The following is a 14626-nucleotide window of genomic DNA, read 5'->3' on the forward strand; positions in this document are numbered from 1 at the left end:
CATCTTTCCGGCGGCGACGCCGAACTCCAGGCACTCGCCGCCGGCGGGTCGCTCGATGTGGCATTCGAGATTTCCGGCACCGCGGCCGGCCTTGCCGCGGCGATCGCCACCGTCCGACGCGGCGGCACTGTGGTCCAGGTGGGTAATCTTCCCGGCGGCCAGATGCCGGTGCCAGCCAATGCGGTGATGGCCAAGGAGCTCGACCTCAAAGGCACCTTCCGCTTTGGCACGGAGTTCGGCCGCGCCGTCGATCTCATCGTTGCGGGGAAGGTGGACGTACTGAAGCTGGTAACCGCGGAGCGCGCGCTTTCTGCCGCCCCCGATGCCTTCCGCCTTGCCGCCGACCGTTCGCAGAGTGTCAAAGTCGTACTGACAACAGGATAGCTCTCAGGCGGCGAGAATGCGCGGCTGAGGAAACCTCGGGTCTCGTTGCAGATAGACAATCTGCTCCACAGCATGGGGTGAAAGCGGAATTCTTATGCTCGTTCTGCGGTGTGCGCTCTTTGACCCATAACGGCCGAACAGGGCACGGCCGCGTCAGGTTCGTACCAAGAAGCGGGCTTTCCGGGCTGCGACACGCATGCCTTTCAACGCGGTAGCCGTTTGCCTGCGCTCTGCGCCGGCATTAAACAGCCCACATTCCGGGCCGCCCCAGTGCCGGCACGCGCCAAGGGACTGACAATTGCTCGAGGAGCTGGAGCAATGCAATGAGCACGAGCCCGCTATGCTGGGGGCGAGACGCTTCAGCGTCTGGATGCCGAGCGCCAAAGCTTGGTCTGTGTCCGTCTTGGCAAAGTTCGACATGTCGGTCAAGAACGCGCCAAACGCGGACTTGATTACGCGTTTTGAGCGACCGACCCAGGTACGCAAGGGCTGCCACATGGAGACGGGAACAGGCATGCGTTCGCTATAGGGGATCTGCGCCTCCGCCGCGGATATCGCAACCAGAATATTGTTCTGGTTTCAGCACAGCGTCTCGCACGCGACGCCGTCGCCGTCCCGATCGAGCTTCCGGCCCCACGAGCAGTTGTGCAGATATCACTGTGCTTCGTCTCACGAGCTAATCTGAGAACAGTAGCGGCGCGGCGCGCACGAATAACTGCCGCTCTGCGCCACCGGCTTACGGCTAACGACGCTGAGAGGCGGGCTCGACGGCACCGCGCCGTCGGCATGGCGACGCGCGCGACTCTAACGGTGCTTGGAAGTTGCCGACCCACAGGCCGACCTTCGCCGCTTCCGCCTTCGCCTGCTGCGGAAGCTGTCCACATCGACGAAGCTCGCCGGACGAACAGCGCTCATGCGTGTGGCGGCGGTGGAAAACCGCAGCGCCTCGTCGGCAAGAACCTCGTCCATCAGGCCCTGCAATGGCGCAATGGCCTTTCCGCGAATTGGCATGCCATCCGCGAAGACAAAGAGCGCGCCGCCTTTTGATGCGGACACATTGGTGATCTGCTCGAGAACAGCGGGCCACTTTTCCGCTATAAACGCAGATTCATAAAGCGCATCGACAATTTCTGTGAGCATTCGCACCCATCTTGCGTAGCCTATTTGTTGTGCTTCAAATGCGTACGCTAGGGCGTGTCTTCAGTTAGGGGATCCTTGGCCTTCAGCTCGCGAATGGTCTCCGCCAGATCGTTCGTGTCGATCTCGTAGAGCACCAGATATCGATAGGGCGTCGCCGCGCTTTGCTCGGGGCTCAGTCGGAAGCGCTGGGCCGAAACCAGTCCCGGTAGCCTTAAAATGTCATGCAGGTGGCGATCATACCAGGATTAAACTCTGCACTGCATCGCGTCCCTCGACACATCAGCCAACCTGTATGTTCATCTCCGCAATCAGTCGCTCGCGACCGGCCAGGGAGTTCAGCACCACGGCTCGGTGTCGCCGAAGCGCTGTCGCAGCTCGATTGGAGCGACGTCATCGTTGCAAGCTTCGCGCCTTATACGCGCAGCATCAAGCAGCGCCAACGAACCCGGCGTGCGCTCGCCAGCAGCCTGGTCGTGCCCTCAGCGAAGCGCCATCCAGCTGTCTCGATCGTTTACGCGGCCTGCATTTTCAGGTGGTCGCTCGGTAATGTTCATCAGCGGCGCCCTGGTGCTGATCGCCGGCGCAGCCGCCAGCCAACGCTTGCGATCATTCTGTCGAGAATCGTGCTGGTTTACGGCAGAGCGATGATCCGTCCGCATGACTGCGGGCGCCCCTGCACCCGAAGTAGTGGTGGCTGGGCTGGTACCTGAACTGCTGCCGCCGTCATCCGCAGTGCACGGAACGCTTCTCGCCGTTATCTACAGGACGCTGGTTGACGCGAGCGGCTTTGACGCTGCGCAACTCTTCACGCAGCCGGGAACACTGTTCCTTCTATGTCGGTCAGCAGCGCGGTGTCCCGATGCAATTTACGGCTGTACCAAGGTCCGATCCGATCCCGGCGCGATAGACGTTCCTGGATTGCGGGCGCGAAATGGGCGTCAAGGTCATCGCGGAGCCGGGCAAGAGCATGGCGGGGTTGGCCGGCATCGCCGGATGGACGTGGGTGGTGGTCGTCGGGCTCAGTTGACAGGGCACGGATAAATGAAAATCGTCAGTGAGCAATTGGTCAATAAGGGGGGTGGGAGTATATTTGGCCAGAATACGCAACAAGAGTTAGCTATGACTAAAGAACCTTATGCTAAAAAATTGCTTCCCGATGAGAATCCAAGAGATTTCGCTCGGAAGGAAGCCAAGGAAAGGATGACGGGAGAAGACTGGAGCGAAAAGCATGATGCTTTCGAGCAGCACCTCGCAATCATAATGGACAAGGCTACCGACGACATCGCCGCCATCCTAAGCGCTGGCGACAAGTTTGTGATCGACATCCGCATAGCGGTCTGGATGTGCTTCGCGGTGCTGTGCGTGATCGCTTGGCGCGTCTGGTGATCAGCGCCAGGCGCTGCTAGCCATCTCGTCCCGGACCATGTTGCCACATATTTGTGCGCAAGTTCATGCCTCGAAAGCCTGCGTCCTGGCGCTCAATAAGTCGGCTTCCAAGGCGGCGCTGTTTTCCGGCAGCTCGGTCACCAAGCTGAAAGGCTGCTCTGTCATGTCGGATTCCACCGCCGCGGACGCCATCAAGCTTCAGGGTTCGGCAGGTTTCGACGCCGATTGCCTGATATCGGCGGGTGGCATGTCGCTGAGCAACCCGGTTACGACTGTCTGCGCGAAACCGATCATCAAGGCCGTGCCCGCTGCCGATCCCTTTGCCGACCTGCCGGCGCCGGCGGCCAGCAACCCCTAAAAACACCAAGCAAGCGACCTTGAGCCCCGGCACATATTGCAACGGGCTCAGCCTCAGCGGCAACGTCACCCTTGCGCCTGGCGTCTATGTCATCCAGAGCGGGGACTTCAAAGTTAACTCGACCGCCGTTATTTCCGGGAACGGCCTCACCATCTCCTTACCCGCTTTTTCGACACACAGCCATTCAAGTCCGCGGAAGCCTTTTCCCAGGCGCACACTCCGGACGTGCCGCCGATCGAATATCTTCCGATTCAACCCGTACCGGCTTTGACCGACTATTACGCCCAAGCCGGCCTCCCGGCAGAATATGCCGGTGCCCCGACTACCGGAATGACTGATTCCGAAAAGAGAATGTCATCACCGGTTAACGGCGCTGAGGTGATGCCGACTGCCGCTGCGATCGCGAAAGCAACAAAGGAGCCCGCAACTCGCACCGTGAATCGCAAAGCCAGCCTGCCGCAACCGAAACGCGCTGAGGCGTCGAGTGGCGGATTTGGAAACGAAGCGGAGGTGACAGCGGACGTAGCGGCTATCGACGCGCGGATTAAGATAGCCGAAGAAAGCCTGAAGCCCAGCGCTGAACGCCTCAAGGAGACGGTTTCTCAGAAAGTCGAAAAGCTCGGCCAAGCATCGCCCACGAAACGGCGGAACTATCTCGACATTTTCGCGACGACGGTTCCCGATCCCATCGAACTCGGCCTGGAGGTCGCCGACGCCCAAGCATAAAATGCCAGTTTGGGTTTTTATGCGTTGCTGTCGAAATTCACAGGTGAAGTGTATCGCTCAGAACAGAAGAAAAGTGCCGTGCCAGCGGCGGAGGGAACGTCGCAGGAGAGTGCACTCGCCGTTCGTCGCGGTGGTGTCGGCTTCGCGAGACCTTCATACCAACGCAAGGTAGGGAGGTCGGCGGCCCAGCCATGATTGACGGACCAAACGTTGGAACTGCAGCCTGCACGACATGCGGCGTTTAAGTGTGTCGCGACGGATCCCGACGCATCATCCAGATGTGCACGCTGCTGCCTGGAACATCCGCCTCTCCAACGACCCGAAAGCCACGGCGTTGGTAGTAGAGCGCGTTTTCTAGTGTCGGCGCTTCAAGGTAGCAGGGGATCCCATCGCGGTCGGCGGCATCGAAAACTGGCTGCATCAAGAGTTCGCCGATGCCTTGGCGCTGCCACTCCGGGTCAACACCAAGCATCGCAAGGTACCAATGAGGGTCTGGTGCATATCGGGGGTGGAAGGCGTCCAAGCACTCGGCCAGTTGCTTGAACCGCATCCAGGGCTCGGCGCCGATCTGACCCGGGATGCCCGACATCCCAGTCGCCGAAAAGTCCTCTTCGGATGGCGGAGACGCCCCGGGCGGAAACCAAAGTGCCACGCCCCGCACCGGCTCCCAAGTACAGTAGGGAGTCCCGGTCCGCACAACGAACTGCACCAGGGTGCGTGCCATTGTCGGCGCGAGCTGCTCACGTGCCACGCGGTCGGGCAGTACGAACAGAAGGCCTGGATCAGCGGCGAATGACCTGACCAACACATCCGCTGCTGGGTCCAGCAGCGAAATTGGAAGTCGTACCACATCAAGCGAGCGCACTTCGGCATTTCCTCTTCGACCAGTGTCCACTAGTGCATGTGACACTACGCAACTAGTGCCTCATGTCCAGCTGTCTCGAACGTCCGCCTCGCGCCGTGTTCGGGACGTTCAGATTGCGATCGGCCGTGCCTGAAAGCTGCAGGCAAGAAGGTTGGCGCGAAATGAGCGCTGAAGCCTCGCCAGATACGTGCCATCCGGTTCTTCCTCGATCGAGAAGTTCGCTTGCGTGATCTGGCGTTCTTGACCTCGCGATCGATAGCAAGCTGCGCGGTTGCGACCTTGTGAAGATCAAGATCGGCAGCCTGGTTGCTAGTCCGGACATTCGAACGCGTGCGATCGTGGGCAGCAGAAGACGGGCGCCCCGTTCAATTCGAACTGATGGCCGACGCCCGAGCGAGCTTGTTGGTGTGGCTCGAGCTACGTGGCGGAACGAATCCGGCCGTCCAACGATAGCCCCGCTGTAGGCCAGCCGCATGAGAGGCGAGAATAATTTGGACAAGACAGAGCACGCAAGTCGCTACAATCATCACCTCCAGTTCGAAGCTCATTCGCTCATTCAACCTCACACCTCGCTGTTAGTCACTCGAATTGCCAGAGCGCGCCGATTAAAGCGTCGCTCCTGCTCTTCAGTGCCTTCGATGCTGATAAGGTCAGTCAAGTCTATATCGAGGCAGTGCCTTCACGCTGCTTGACGGCGAATTCCTCCTCCGGCGAATAGACCAGCGTTCTGCGGCCATAGGCACCGAAATAGACGATCGCCAGTGCATACCAGGCCGCCACCCCGATGATGCCCTGGCGGTAGAGCGGATCTGTGAGTTGGAAGGCGATCGTGATCAACGCGATGATTACCGTCAGCCACGCGCCGGGCACGCCGAAGGGGCTCCTGTAGGGGCGTTCAATGTTCGGGAAACGACGGCGCAGTTGCAGAAACGTCAGCCCCTGCAGAAGATACGAGAACATAGCGCCAAAAACGGCCATGTTCAGGAGCGTGCCGCCGATGTAAGTGCCGGCGGCTCCGCCGCCTTGGGTGAACCAGATCACCACCATCACCAGAAAACCCAGCAGTGATCCCGCGGCAAGCGCCACGTTGGGCGTCTTGTGCTCGCCGTGCGTTACCGAGAGGAAATGCGGGAAATAGCCGGCGCGGCTCAGCGAATATATCTGACGTCCGTATGCGAAAATGATTGCGTGAAAGCTCGCTACAAGTCCGGCGACTGCGAACAGTGCGAGTACCTTCGCCCAGCCCGCTCCGTAGATGACCCTGAAGCCATCAAGGATAGGCTCACCCGACGTTCCGTAGGCAAAGGATCCGTCGGGCAGGGCCGGGTTGATGATCAGGATCAGGAAACCCGTTGCCAGGAGCGTGAACATGCCGAGCATGATGCCTTTGGGCATATCACGCTTGGGATCTACCGATTCTTCGGAGGCAAGTGGCAATTGCTCAATGGCGAGGAACAGCCACACCGCAAAAGGCATCGCCGCGAAAATCCCCCTGAGGCCGAACGGCAGGAATGGCCCGTGCCCGTCCGGCAGCGCGATTGCCGCCCCATCCGGTCCGGCTCCGACATTCATGGCATTCTTGGCGAAGTCGAATTGTCCCGATGCCAGCGCGCTGACGAAGAAGAAGACCAGGATGGCCAGAGCGATGAGCGTGACGACAACGGTAACCCCAAACGAAAGAGCGACACCACGCACGTTCAGCCCGACAAAGATCAGGTAGCCGACAAGCCACCAGACCGGCTGCCATGCGTCCGGGGTGCCTGTGATGGCCGTCATGTAGGTGCCTATGAAATAGACCACGACCGCCGGGGTGAGAACATATTCAATGTTTTCCGCAATGCCGGTGATGAAGCCGCCCCACGGACCGAACGCCGTGCGCGCAAAGGAATAAGCGCCGCCGGTATGTGGCAGCGCCGGGCTCATCTCGGCGATAGAGTAGGTCAGGCCGAGATACATGACGGCGATCAGCACCGTCCCGACGAACATGCCGCCCCAGCCGCCGACGGCGAAGCCGAGGTTCCAACCTGAAAAGTCGCCCGAGATGACGGCGCCGACGCCAAGTGCCCACAACGAGAAGACGCCGGCGTGGCGCTTCAGCACGCGCTTTTCAAAGTATTCGGAACCGGGAATGTGATAGGAGACACCCCCTTCGTGTTTCTTAGGTTCCCCAGCCATCGTTTGTCCCTCTCTGTTGATTTAAGGTTGTTCCAAATGCAAGGCGATCTGCTAAAACGATCCCGTCACCGCCCCCCATATCCATTCGACACCGGGAGTCTCATTGGTTGGACCACCAGCTGTGAAGAGTTGACGCTAAGCTTGCAGATTTACGGTCCCTTCTCTTGAGTCGAAGCAACGCGTCTTCCGATCTATAGATCAATCCTGGCTCGACGATCCATTCACCAGGGGAGAGCGATTCGACATCGTAACGTCCGTCAGGAAGGCGTGCTGCAAGCCCAACATAGCGATAGCGAGTGCCGGAGGAATCTGTGACTGAGCCAAAGATTGGTCGGTCTGCGAGGTAGCCGACGATCGCGCTTTCAGCACCAGATTGCGAAACCGCGGGGCCAGCAATCCTGAGCGTGTAGTATTCGATCGGAACGCTTCTCGTGCCGAGGCGCATCAGCTTATTCCTCGTTAAAGGAACGCATTTCGCAGTATGCTCGCACGGGCTCAATAAATCCATCCGTGTGATGATCCGCGCAGGTAATGCACCTGTTCAAATCGCCAGCTAAAGCCGGATTTTGCGTTTCAAACGGGGTTGTCGTTTGCGTGTTGGTTGCGGAAGGGACGCAGCGCCGCTGGCCAGCATCCAACCGAAGTGCCAGTGCGATCGTCAGTCCTGCCGAGCTTGAGCTGAAGGCTGTTTGAGGCGAAGTCGGCGGATCAACCAAGGCATTGTCAGACCCTGTGCGAAGAGCGAAAAGGCGACAACCGCGAAGGCACAGCCAAGAGACCGTGAGGCAATGGGAGTGAGGAACAACGCCTCGCGAGCACCAAGGAGGCGATCCAATTACACGCGCTCAGAACTTGGCAATCTGCGCCCGGCGCCGCCGGATGGCGTCGGCGATGAAAACGCGCGACAGCGCGTGGTATAGCGGTTCGTGGGAAATCATCCGTGCCGTGCCGTAACCCAGCATCGACGCGCACATAAGGGCGATGACATTGTCGTGGTTGCCCGTCATCTCGAGGATGATGACGAAAGCTGTCATCGGCGCTTGCACGACCCCGGCGAAATAACCGGCCATGCCGAGCAGCGCGGCAGCCCCTGTGCTCGCACTGAAGAGCAGGCCGAGTGAACTGCCGATGCCGGCGCCTACCGCCAGGGACGGCGCGAAGATGCCGCCGGGAATGCCTGATATCATTGACAGCAGCCCGGCTAGGAACTTTTCGGCAAAGAAGAACCAGGGCAGCGGCGTGCCTTCCACGGCGCTACGCGCCTGCACATAACCGGTGCCAAATGTCAGCCCGCTGGAGACGACGCCGATCGCCGCTACCGCCAGCCCGCAGATGGCGGCTACCAGCAGCGCGCGCCGCAACGGCTGCTGCGCGTTCCAGCGCCGGATTCGCCGTGTGGCTTTAAGCGCCAGCAACGAGAACAGCGCGCCGAAGCCGCCACCGATGACGCCGCAGCCAAGCACCAGCGGCCAGTCGGCGGCAAATGAGATCGTCTCCTTCGAGACACCGAAATAGGTGTAGTTGCCGAGCAGCCCGAGCGAGGCGAGACCCGCCAGGATCACCGCCGTCAGCACCAACCCGTTGGTGCGCGCCTCATAGGTGCGGCCCATCTCCTCGATGGCGAAGACGATGCCGGCGAGCGGTGTGTTGAAGGCAGCCGCGATACCGGCGGCCGAACCGGCGAGGATCAGACCGCGCGCCTGCGCCATGCCGCCCCAGCGCGCAACCTGCAGCATCAGCGAGGCGCCGACCTGCACGGTCGGGCCCTCGCGGCCGATCGAGGCGCCGCAGAACAGGCCAGCGACGGTAAGTGCAATCTTGCCCACCACCAGCCGCAGCGAAAGAATATGGCTGCGGTCTTCATCATCGCGCAAATGCCGGGCGGCAATCGCCTGCGGAATGCCGCTGCCTTGCGCGCCCGGAAAGAAGGCATGGGCCAGCCACGCGCAGAGCACGAAACCAAGCGGCGTGACAGCGAGCGGCAGGAAACTCCGCCAACCGCCATCATTGCCGATGATTATGTGAAACAGGCCTTGCGCCTTGTCAGCCAGCACCGCGAACAGGACGCTGATCAGGCCTATGCCGATGGCGCCGGCCCAGAACACCAGGCGCGGCTGCCAGACACGCCGCGAACCCCACATCGCGCGCGAACGACGGATCATTCGGTATTTTGCCAGGTTCACTGAGAAATCCTATTGAGGAACAATCCTCACTAGCATGCATTAAAATGCCGGGCACCACTCCAGGCATGTCCTGAGGCTCAGATTAGAGGAGTGATCGAACACTCCACTGATCCCTTGCCTTGAAGGCGGCTCCCGCTAGTCTTTTTCAACATGATCAACCAAACCGTGCTGATTTCCGGCGCTGGGATTGCAGGGCACGCAGCCTGAGGCGTGAACACTTGCCATTTTTGCCTACTGAACGACGACAGCGGGCGACCTTTGGGCGTCCAGCAAAGCCGAACGCCCCTTACGCCAAGTGCCAGGTGGAACGCCGACGAACTTTTTGAAAGCGCGATTGAAGGCGGCCTCCGACTCATAGCCGACCTCAGCACCAGCTTGCGCGATGCTCACATCGGGCCGTTCGAGCAGGCGTCCCGCCAGCTGCAGACGCCACCGAGCAAGATAGTGCATCGGCGAAATTTCGACATAGTGGGTAAACCGGCCCGCAAAAGCAGTGCGCGAGAGCCCTACGTCGCGGGCGAGACGGTCCAATGTCCATTCTTCCTTGGGGCGTGCGTGAATGAGTCGGAGCGCCTCGCCGACGTGCGGATCGCGAAGGCCTGACAGCCATCCGCGCGAATCGTCTGGAAGGGTTTCAATATGACGGCGGATGACTTCGACAAACATCAATTCGCTCAGCTTGGCGAGGACCGTTTCGCCGGCCAAGTGAAAGAGATCGATGACCCAACGCTCGCCTTGGCGGTGCCCCAGTTGGGCCTCGCTCTGCTCGACGGCGATCTGGAAGCCGAGCGGATCGATCACCGCCAGGACATCGCCGCGCCGGACTTCCTTGTTGAAGTCGGCATCGAGTTCCTTGATCTGGCCGGAAATCTGCGAGCTTACGGAAACCAGCGCGACAGGGGTGACCGCGCCGCCTGCTGGCAAGGTTGACACCACCATCACGGGTTCGATCCGCAAGCCGGTCGTCCACTATGGGGTGAAGATCACGCCCAATGCCGACCAGCCCGAACCAGGCCAGGGCATATGGGGCCACTAAGCGAACCAATTATCGCCAGCAATCCATATCAAGAAGCGGCGGCTTGTCCGCCGCTTCTTCTGTGGCGCCTAATCGCCAGTGGCAGGCACTCGGCGGCCAGGTCCGCAAGAGCGGCGCGGGCACCTGATCGTGTTCTGGAAGATCGCCGATCGGCAAGCAGAGGCGGACGCCGAGGACGGCGACCAGGATGGCGATGAGCCTGCCCGGTGCATGTTCGCCCGGGGCTACACGGTCTTCACGGCTACACGCCGCCCGAGATGCCCGTGATGCGCGATCTCGGTGTTTCGCGTGTGCCTGTCGGGCTAGACCCGTCCTCGAAGCGGGCACGATGACGGTGACAGATCGAGGCTCGAGCGGCAGGACAGTTGATCTCGCGCAAATACGCCACGCTGCCGTCGCCCTATATTGGAATTCCACCGCGACTGGCGGTGTGCCGGCTTCCCGCGTCGAATACACGCCGCGCTCACGGAAGTCGAAAGAGGCAAGGAGGATGTTATGATTTCGACTGCGATGCCACGCGCAACTGCGCTCGCCGCCATCGTTGCCATCGGCGCGACGAGCGGCGCCATTGCCCAAATGGCGGCCTCCGACCCGCATCATGCCCATACGCAGATCACACAGACGACACCACCCGCCGAGCCTGAGGATACGATGGGACAAGACCAGGGCGCACAGCCCGGTCAAGGCGGCATGATGCCTCCGGGAACGATGGGCCAGTGCATGATGGGGCAAGGAATGATGGGAGGTATGATGCAGCCCAGGATGACGAGCGGCATGCCGATGATGGCCATGCATGGCCACATGATGAAGATCATGTTCGCCATCGTCGATGCGAACGGGGACGGTGGAATTTCTTTCGAGGAATTGACGACCGTCGAAAAGCGGATCTTCGACAAAGTGGACGTCAATAAGGACGGCAAAGTGACGCCCGAGGAGGTGCAGACATTCATGCGAGAGTAGCCGGGTAAGCCGATCGGCTGCACGCATAACGGCCGTCCAGTTCTGTCCAGTTCTGCCTGATGATGGAGATCGCCAACGCAAAGGGCCCAACACTGATTTGCACTACGGCGAGTGCCGCCTTGACCCTCGTGCCCAGTGCGGTGTTGGCGCAGGCAGCTCGGATGCCGAAAGGTACGAGAAGGGTATGAATGGGGACCTCATATGATAAAGGACATCCATGCAGATCCTGCTGATCCTGAATGACCCGCCATACGGCACAGAGCGCTGCTACAACGGAGTGCGCCTCGCTCTCACCCTCACCAAGAGCGAGCCAACGACCACTGTTACGGTGTTCCTCATGGCCGATGCGGTGGCGGCTGCGAAGGCCGGCCAGAAAACCCCCAACGGCTACTACAATGTCGAGCGCATGCTGAAGGGGGTCGTTGCCGGCAAGGGCCAGATCTTGCTGTGCGGCACTTGCATGGACGCACGCGGCCTGACTGACGCCGACATCGCGGCTGGCGCAAAGCGCAGTACAATGAACGAACTCGCGGCCGCTACCATCGCCGCAGACAAGGTGCTGGTGTTCTGATCCGATGGCTCAGATCTATCTCGACTACAACGCCAGCACGCCGATCGATCCGGCGGTGACAGCGGCAATGCGCCCGTTCCTCGACGAAGCCTTTGGCAATCCGTCCAGCGGCCATTGGGCGAGCACGCCGGCAAAGGCCGCACTGGAGCTGGCCCGCGGCCAAGTGGCGGCGCTGCTCCGTTCGGCGTCCGACGAGATCGTGTTCACCAGCGGCGGCAGCGAGGCCAACAACCTTGCCATCAAGGGCACGTTCTTTGCGCTCCGGGACAAGGGCGAGCACATTATCACAACCGCCGTCGAGCACCCCGCCGTTCTCGGTCCCTGCCGCTTCTTGGAGCGGTTTGGTGCAACGGTGACCTATCTGCCCGTCGATCGGACGGGCCGGGTCGATCCCGAAGACGTGCGCCGCGCCATCACCCCGCGCACCGTCCTCATCAGCGTCATGCACGCCAACAACGAGGTGGGCACGATCCTGCCGATCGAGGAGATCAGCGCCATTGCCCGGGAGCACGGCATCTGCGTTCATACGGATGCCGCGCAATCTGTCGGTAAGATTCCCACCAGGGTCGATGCGCTCGGCGTCGATCTGCTCACGATTGCCGGTCATAAGCTCTACGCGCCGAAGGGTGTGGGTGCCCTCTATATCCGCCACGGTGTCGAGCTGGAGCCCCTGATCCACGGCGCCGGCCATGAGCAAGGCCGGCGCGCCGGCACCGAAAGCGCACTGCTGGCTGTCGGCCTCGGCGCGGCCTGCATCCTGGCGCAGGACCTCGCGCCAATGGAACGCGTCCAGGCTCTGCGGGATCGCTTCTGGCACGCCCTGCAGGGTCGTTTCGGCGATCGCGTCGTGTTGAACGGCCACCTTGAGCATCGCTTGCCCAATACCCTCAACGTTTCGTTTGTCGGCATGGTCGGTGCCGATGTGCTGGTAGCACTCGACGGGGTCGCGGCATCGACCGGCTCGGCGTGCCATTCGGGTCGCGTCGAACTCTCGCCCGTGCTTGCCGCAATGGGCGTGCCGGAGAAGGTCGGTATGGGTGCTGTGCGCTTCAGTCTCGGCAGGGCAACCACCGAGGCGGAAATCGATACCGTCGTCGATCGGCTTGAGGCAAGCTTGACCGGTACGTTTCGCTCAACAAGACATCGTTGACAACGGCAAGCTGGGGCGCTTGACCTTCCGCCTACTGGAAGCCGTAAGCTGCGTCGCGAGTTGTTGGAGATTCTTCCGATGGCACGTCGCTCCGACAAGGTGGAAAGGGTCACTCTTCAGCTGTTCAAGCTGGCATACAGGCAGAACAGGCTGGATGTCGCCGAGCATCTTCTGCGCGCGCTTGAGACCTTGGAAAGGCATCCCGAAATTCAGGAATCCACACACGTTGCAGGTGCGCCGTGGTGGAGGCCTACGGCGAACTGAACCGCCGACACTGAAGCCCCGCAGCGCGGGCTTCGACATTTTCGGATATAGTGTCGGGCATGGCCAGCTCCGACGAGCACGGCTCATTTGGTCACCGTCCCTGCCAATCCTCAGCCAGCGCCACTGCCGATCTCGCGATACTGCGCAGTCGGTCGCCATCGCCACCTGCCCGTGCCAGCACCCTCAAGGCGATCACCGCTGACAGCATCAGCCTTGCCGTCGCCCGGGCATCTTGCTCATGTTGAGGGCGGGTCCCGGCACAAAGCCGCTCGAGCGCGCGATGGAACCCGTCCTCGATTTCGCGAAGGCTTGCCTGGATCACCGCAGCAAGCTCGGAATCCCACGGCGCAATCTCCATCGCCGAATTGACGAGGAGGCAGCCGCGGCGATCCTTGAGCGAAGCCTCGACGAGATCGTCGAAAAAGGCACGGATTCCGCGGATCGGGTCGCCGCTGGCATCGAGCTCAGCGATGCGCCGCCTTGCGTAAGTGTCCAGGTAGGAGTCCAGGCAGTGCCGGAACAGGGAACGCTTGTCGCCGAAGGCGTTGTAGAGGCTGGCGCCGGTGATCGACATCGCGCTCGCGAGATCCCGAACGGAGGTCGCCTCGTAGCCGCGACGCCAGAACTGATCCATTGCAGCGGCCAGCACTGACGGCTGATCAAAAGTTCGTGGTCGCGCCATTCAGCATCCTCCCAAAAACCTGTTCGGCACCTTCGCCCCTTGAAAAGCCCGTCGAACCGTTTCTATCGATCGATCTAAAATGAAAACACCCTGTCCACGAAGGATGTGCACGATGACTGCTTCCTTTCCTCACCTTATTCCGCGCCAGCCTGTCCCCGTGGCCATCCACGAAGCCGAGCTTGCGATCTCCCTCGCACCAAATCTTGCTGAGGGGCACGAAAGCCTCGGCAATGCGCTGCACTATTCGGGGAGGTCCGAGGAGGCGCTTGCCTGTTTCGATCGGGGAATTGCCTTGAACCCGTATTATCCGGATATATTCCTCCACTTCCAGGCACAAGCGACGTTCCAATTGGGCAGGTACGAAGAGGCAATCAGGATCCTCAAGCGGCGACTTGTTCGTAACCCTGATACCGACATCTCACGCGTGCTGCTGGCGGCAAGCTACGGCCATCTGGGGCGCTGCGAAGAAGCCCGGCATGAGTGGCAGGAATTATTCCGCGTCAACCCTGATTATTCTCTGGAACACCGCCGCAAAGTGTTGCCCTACCCCAGACGATTTCGAGCTAGTGGTGGACGGGCTTCGCAAGGCCGGCCTGGTGTAATTACTGAACCGGGCGAGTGTGCGGTCTCGAACGTTCTGCGCGACCTGCAGAAAGGTCGCCAACAATGTCTGATTTCAGGCAGTGGCAACAGTCACCTCATTGGCCGATATCGGGCGCAAAAATGTCTGATTTCAGGCAGTGGCA

At 60.8% G+C, this 14626-nt stretch carries 17 protein-coding genes and 2 pseudogenes; 11 read left to right on the forward strand and 8 right to left on the reverse strand.

The genetic code is table 11. From position 1 onward, the window contains the following. On the forward strand, positions 1-384 hold a 384-nt coding region (locus EH240_RS21920; RefSeq protein ID WP_148101150.1), incomplete at its 5' end, for a zinc-binding dehydrogenase. Positions 385-963: 579 nt separating this feature from the next. On the opposite strand, the gene EH240_RS40125 is transcribed toward EH240_RS21920, so the two are convergent. Both EH240_RS40125 and EH240_RS38085 read right to left on the reverse strand, forming a co-directional pair. Continuing rightward, complete coding sequence (locus tag EH240_RS40125) at positions 964-1035, reverse strand: excalibur calcium-binding domain-containing protein (protein WP_167484110.1); 72 nt, start codon at positions 1033-1035, stop codon at positions 964-966. A gap of 153 nt (positions 1036-1188) precedes the next feature. Beyond that, on the reverse strand, positions 1189-1524 hold the full coding sequence (locus tag EH240_RS38085; protein WP_206075310.1) for a hypothetical protein: 336 nt from the start codon (positions 1522-1524) through the stop codon (positions 1189-1191). A 1041-nt stretch (positions 1525-2565) separates the two neighbouring features. Between EH240_RS38085 and EH240_RS21935 the strand changes: the two genes are divergently transcribed. The 3 genes from EH240_RS21935 (at position 2566) to EH240_RS39140 (ending at position 3994) form a co-directional block, all read left to right on the forward strand. Then, on the forward strand, positions 2566-2910 hold the full coding sequence (locus tag EH240_RS21935; protein WP_125002511.1) for a hypothetical protein: 345 nt from the start codon (positions 2566-2568) through the stop codon (positions 2908-2910). 37 nt (positions 2911-2947) lie between these two features. After that, a complete protein-coding gene (locus tag EH240_RS38525) occupies positions 2948-3268 on the forward strand; it encodes a hypothetical protein (RefSeq protein WP_206075311.1) in 321 nt (106 codons plus the stop codon). 225 nt (positions 3269-3493) lie between these two features. Continuing rightward, a complete protein-coding gene (locus tag EH240_RS39140) occupies positions 3494-3994 on the forward strand; it encodes a hypothetical protein (RefSeq protein ID WP_245436278.1) in 501 nt (166 codons plus the stop codon). A 241-nt stretch (positions 3995-4235) separates the two neighbouring features. Here EH240_RS39140 and EH240_RS38095 read toward each other — a convergent pair whose 3' ends face one another. Then, positions 4236-4583: a GNAT family N-acetyltransferase gene (locus EH240_RS38095; protein ID WP_167484106.1), complete on the reverse strand. Its 348-nt coding sequence runs from the start codon at positions 4581-4583 to the stop codon at positions 4236-4238. A gap of 444 nt (positions 4584-5027) precedes the next feature. Here EH240_RS38095 and EH240_RS39145 point away from each other — a divergent pair. Further along, positions 5028-5291, forward strand: a pseudogene (locus EH240_RS39145) (site-specific integrase); the annotation flags it as partial. 228 nt (positions 5292-5519) lie between these two features. On the opposite strand, the gene EH240_RS21960 reads toward EH240_RS39145, so the two are convergent. From EH240_RS21960 to EH240_RS21975, 4 genes are all read right to left on the reverse strand, one after another. After that, entirely contained in the window at positions 5520-7034 is a 1515-nt protein-coding gene (locus EH240_RS21960) for an amino acid permease (RefSeq protein ID WP_125002517.1), read from the reverse strand. A gap of 100 nt (positions 7035-7134) precedes the next feature. Further along, positions 7135-7479 carry a hypothetical protein gene (locus EH240_RS21965; protein ID WP_206075312.1) on the reverse strand — a complete coding sequence of 115 codons (345 nt, stop codon included), beginning with the start codon at positions 7477-7479 and terminating at the stop codon, positions 7135-7137. A gap of 400 nt (positions 7480-7879) precedes the next feature. Further along, positions 7880-9196 carry a chloride channel protein gene (locus tag EH240_RS21970; RefSeq protein ID WP_125002519.1) on the reverse strand — a complete coding sequence of 439 codons (1317 nt, stop codon included), beginning with the start codon at positions 9194-9196 and terminating at the stop codon, positions 7880-7882. Positions 9197-9448: 252 nt separating this feature from the next. After that, complete coding sequence (locus tag EH240_RS21975; RefSeq protein ID WP_167484107.1) at positions 9449-10174, reverse strand: helix-turn-helix domain-containing protein; 726 nt, start codon at positions 10172-10174, stop codon at positions 9449-9451. Between EH240_RS21975 and EH240_RS38530 the strand changes: the two genes are divergently transcribed. From EH240_RS38530 to EH240_RS22005, 5 genes are all read left to right on the forward strand, one after another. Further along, a complete protein-coding gene (locus EH240_RS38530; RefSeq protein ID WP_245436280.1) occupies positions 10119-10253 on the forward strand; it encodes a DUF680 domain-containing protein in 135 nt (44 codons plus the stop codon). The two genes, EH240_RS21975 and EH240_RS38530, sit on opposite strands and share 56 nt — an antisense overlap. Positions 10254-10748: 495 nt before the next feature. Beyond that, positions 10749-11213, forward strand: a complete 465-nt coding sequence (locus EH240_RS21990) for an EF-hand domain-containing protein (RefSeq protein WP_125002525.1) — start codon at positions 10749-10751, stop codon at positions 11211-11213. A gap of 217 nt (positions 11214-11430) precedes the next feature. Continuing rightward, positions 11431-11784 carry a DsrE/DsrF/TusD sulfur relay family protein gene (locus tag EH240_RS21995; protein ID WP_125002527.1) on the forward strand — a complete coding sequence of 118 codons (354 nt, stop codon included), beginning with the start codon at positions 11431-11433 and terminating at the stop codon, positions 11782-11784. A gap of 4 nt (positions 11785-11788) precedes the next feature. Next, complete coding sequence (locus EH240_RS22000) at positions 11789-12934, forward strand: cysteine desulfurase family protein (RefSeq protein ID WP_125002529.1); 1146 nt, start codon at positions 11789-11791, stop codon at positions 12932-12934. Between the two features lie 78 nt (positions 12935-13012). Then, the gene (locus EH240_RS22005) at positions 13013-13198 is read left to right on the forward strand and encodes a hypothetical protein (protein WP_125002531.1); all 186 of its coding nucleotides are present in this window, start codon (positions 13013-13015) and stop codon (positions 13196-13198) included. A 91-nt stretch (positions 13199-13289) separates the two neighbouring features. Here the strand turns inward: EH240_RS22005 and EH240_RS22010 are convergent, their stop codons facing one another. Continuing rightward, complete coding sequence (locus EH240_RS22010; RefSeq protein ID WP_125002533.1) at positions 13290-13880, reverse strand: TetR/AcrR family transcriptional regulator; 591 nt, start codon at positions 13878-13880, stop codon at positions 13290-13292. A gap of 160 nt (positions 13881-14040) precedes the next feature. Between EH240_RS22010 and EH240_RS22015 the strand changes: the two are divergent. Then, a pseudogene (locus tag EH240_RS22015) lies at positions 14041-14482 on the forward strand (tetratricopeptide repeat protein); the annotation flags it as partial. Positions 14483-14626 lie beyond the last annotated feature (144 nt).

Source organism: Mesorhizobium tamadayense (genome assembly GCF_003863365.1).
GTDB lineage: Bacteria > Pseudomonadota > Alphaproteobacteria > Rhizobiales > Rhizobiaceae > Mesorhizobium > Mesorhizobium tamadayense.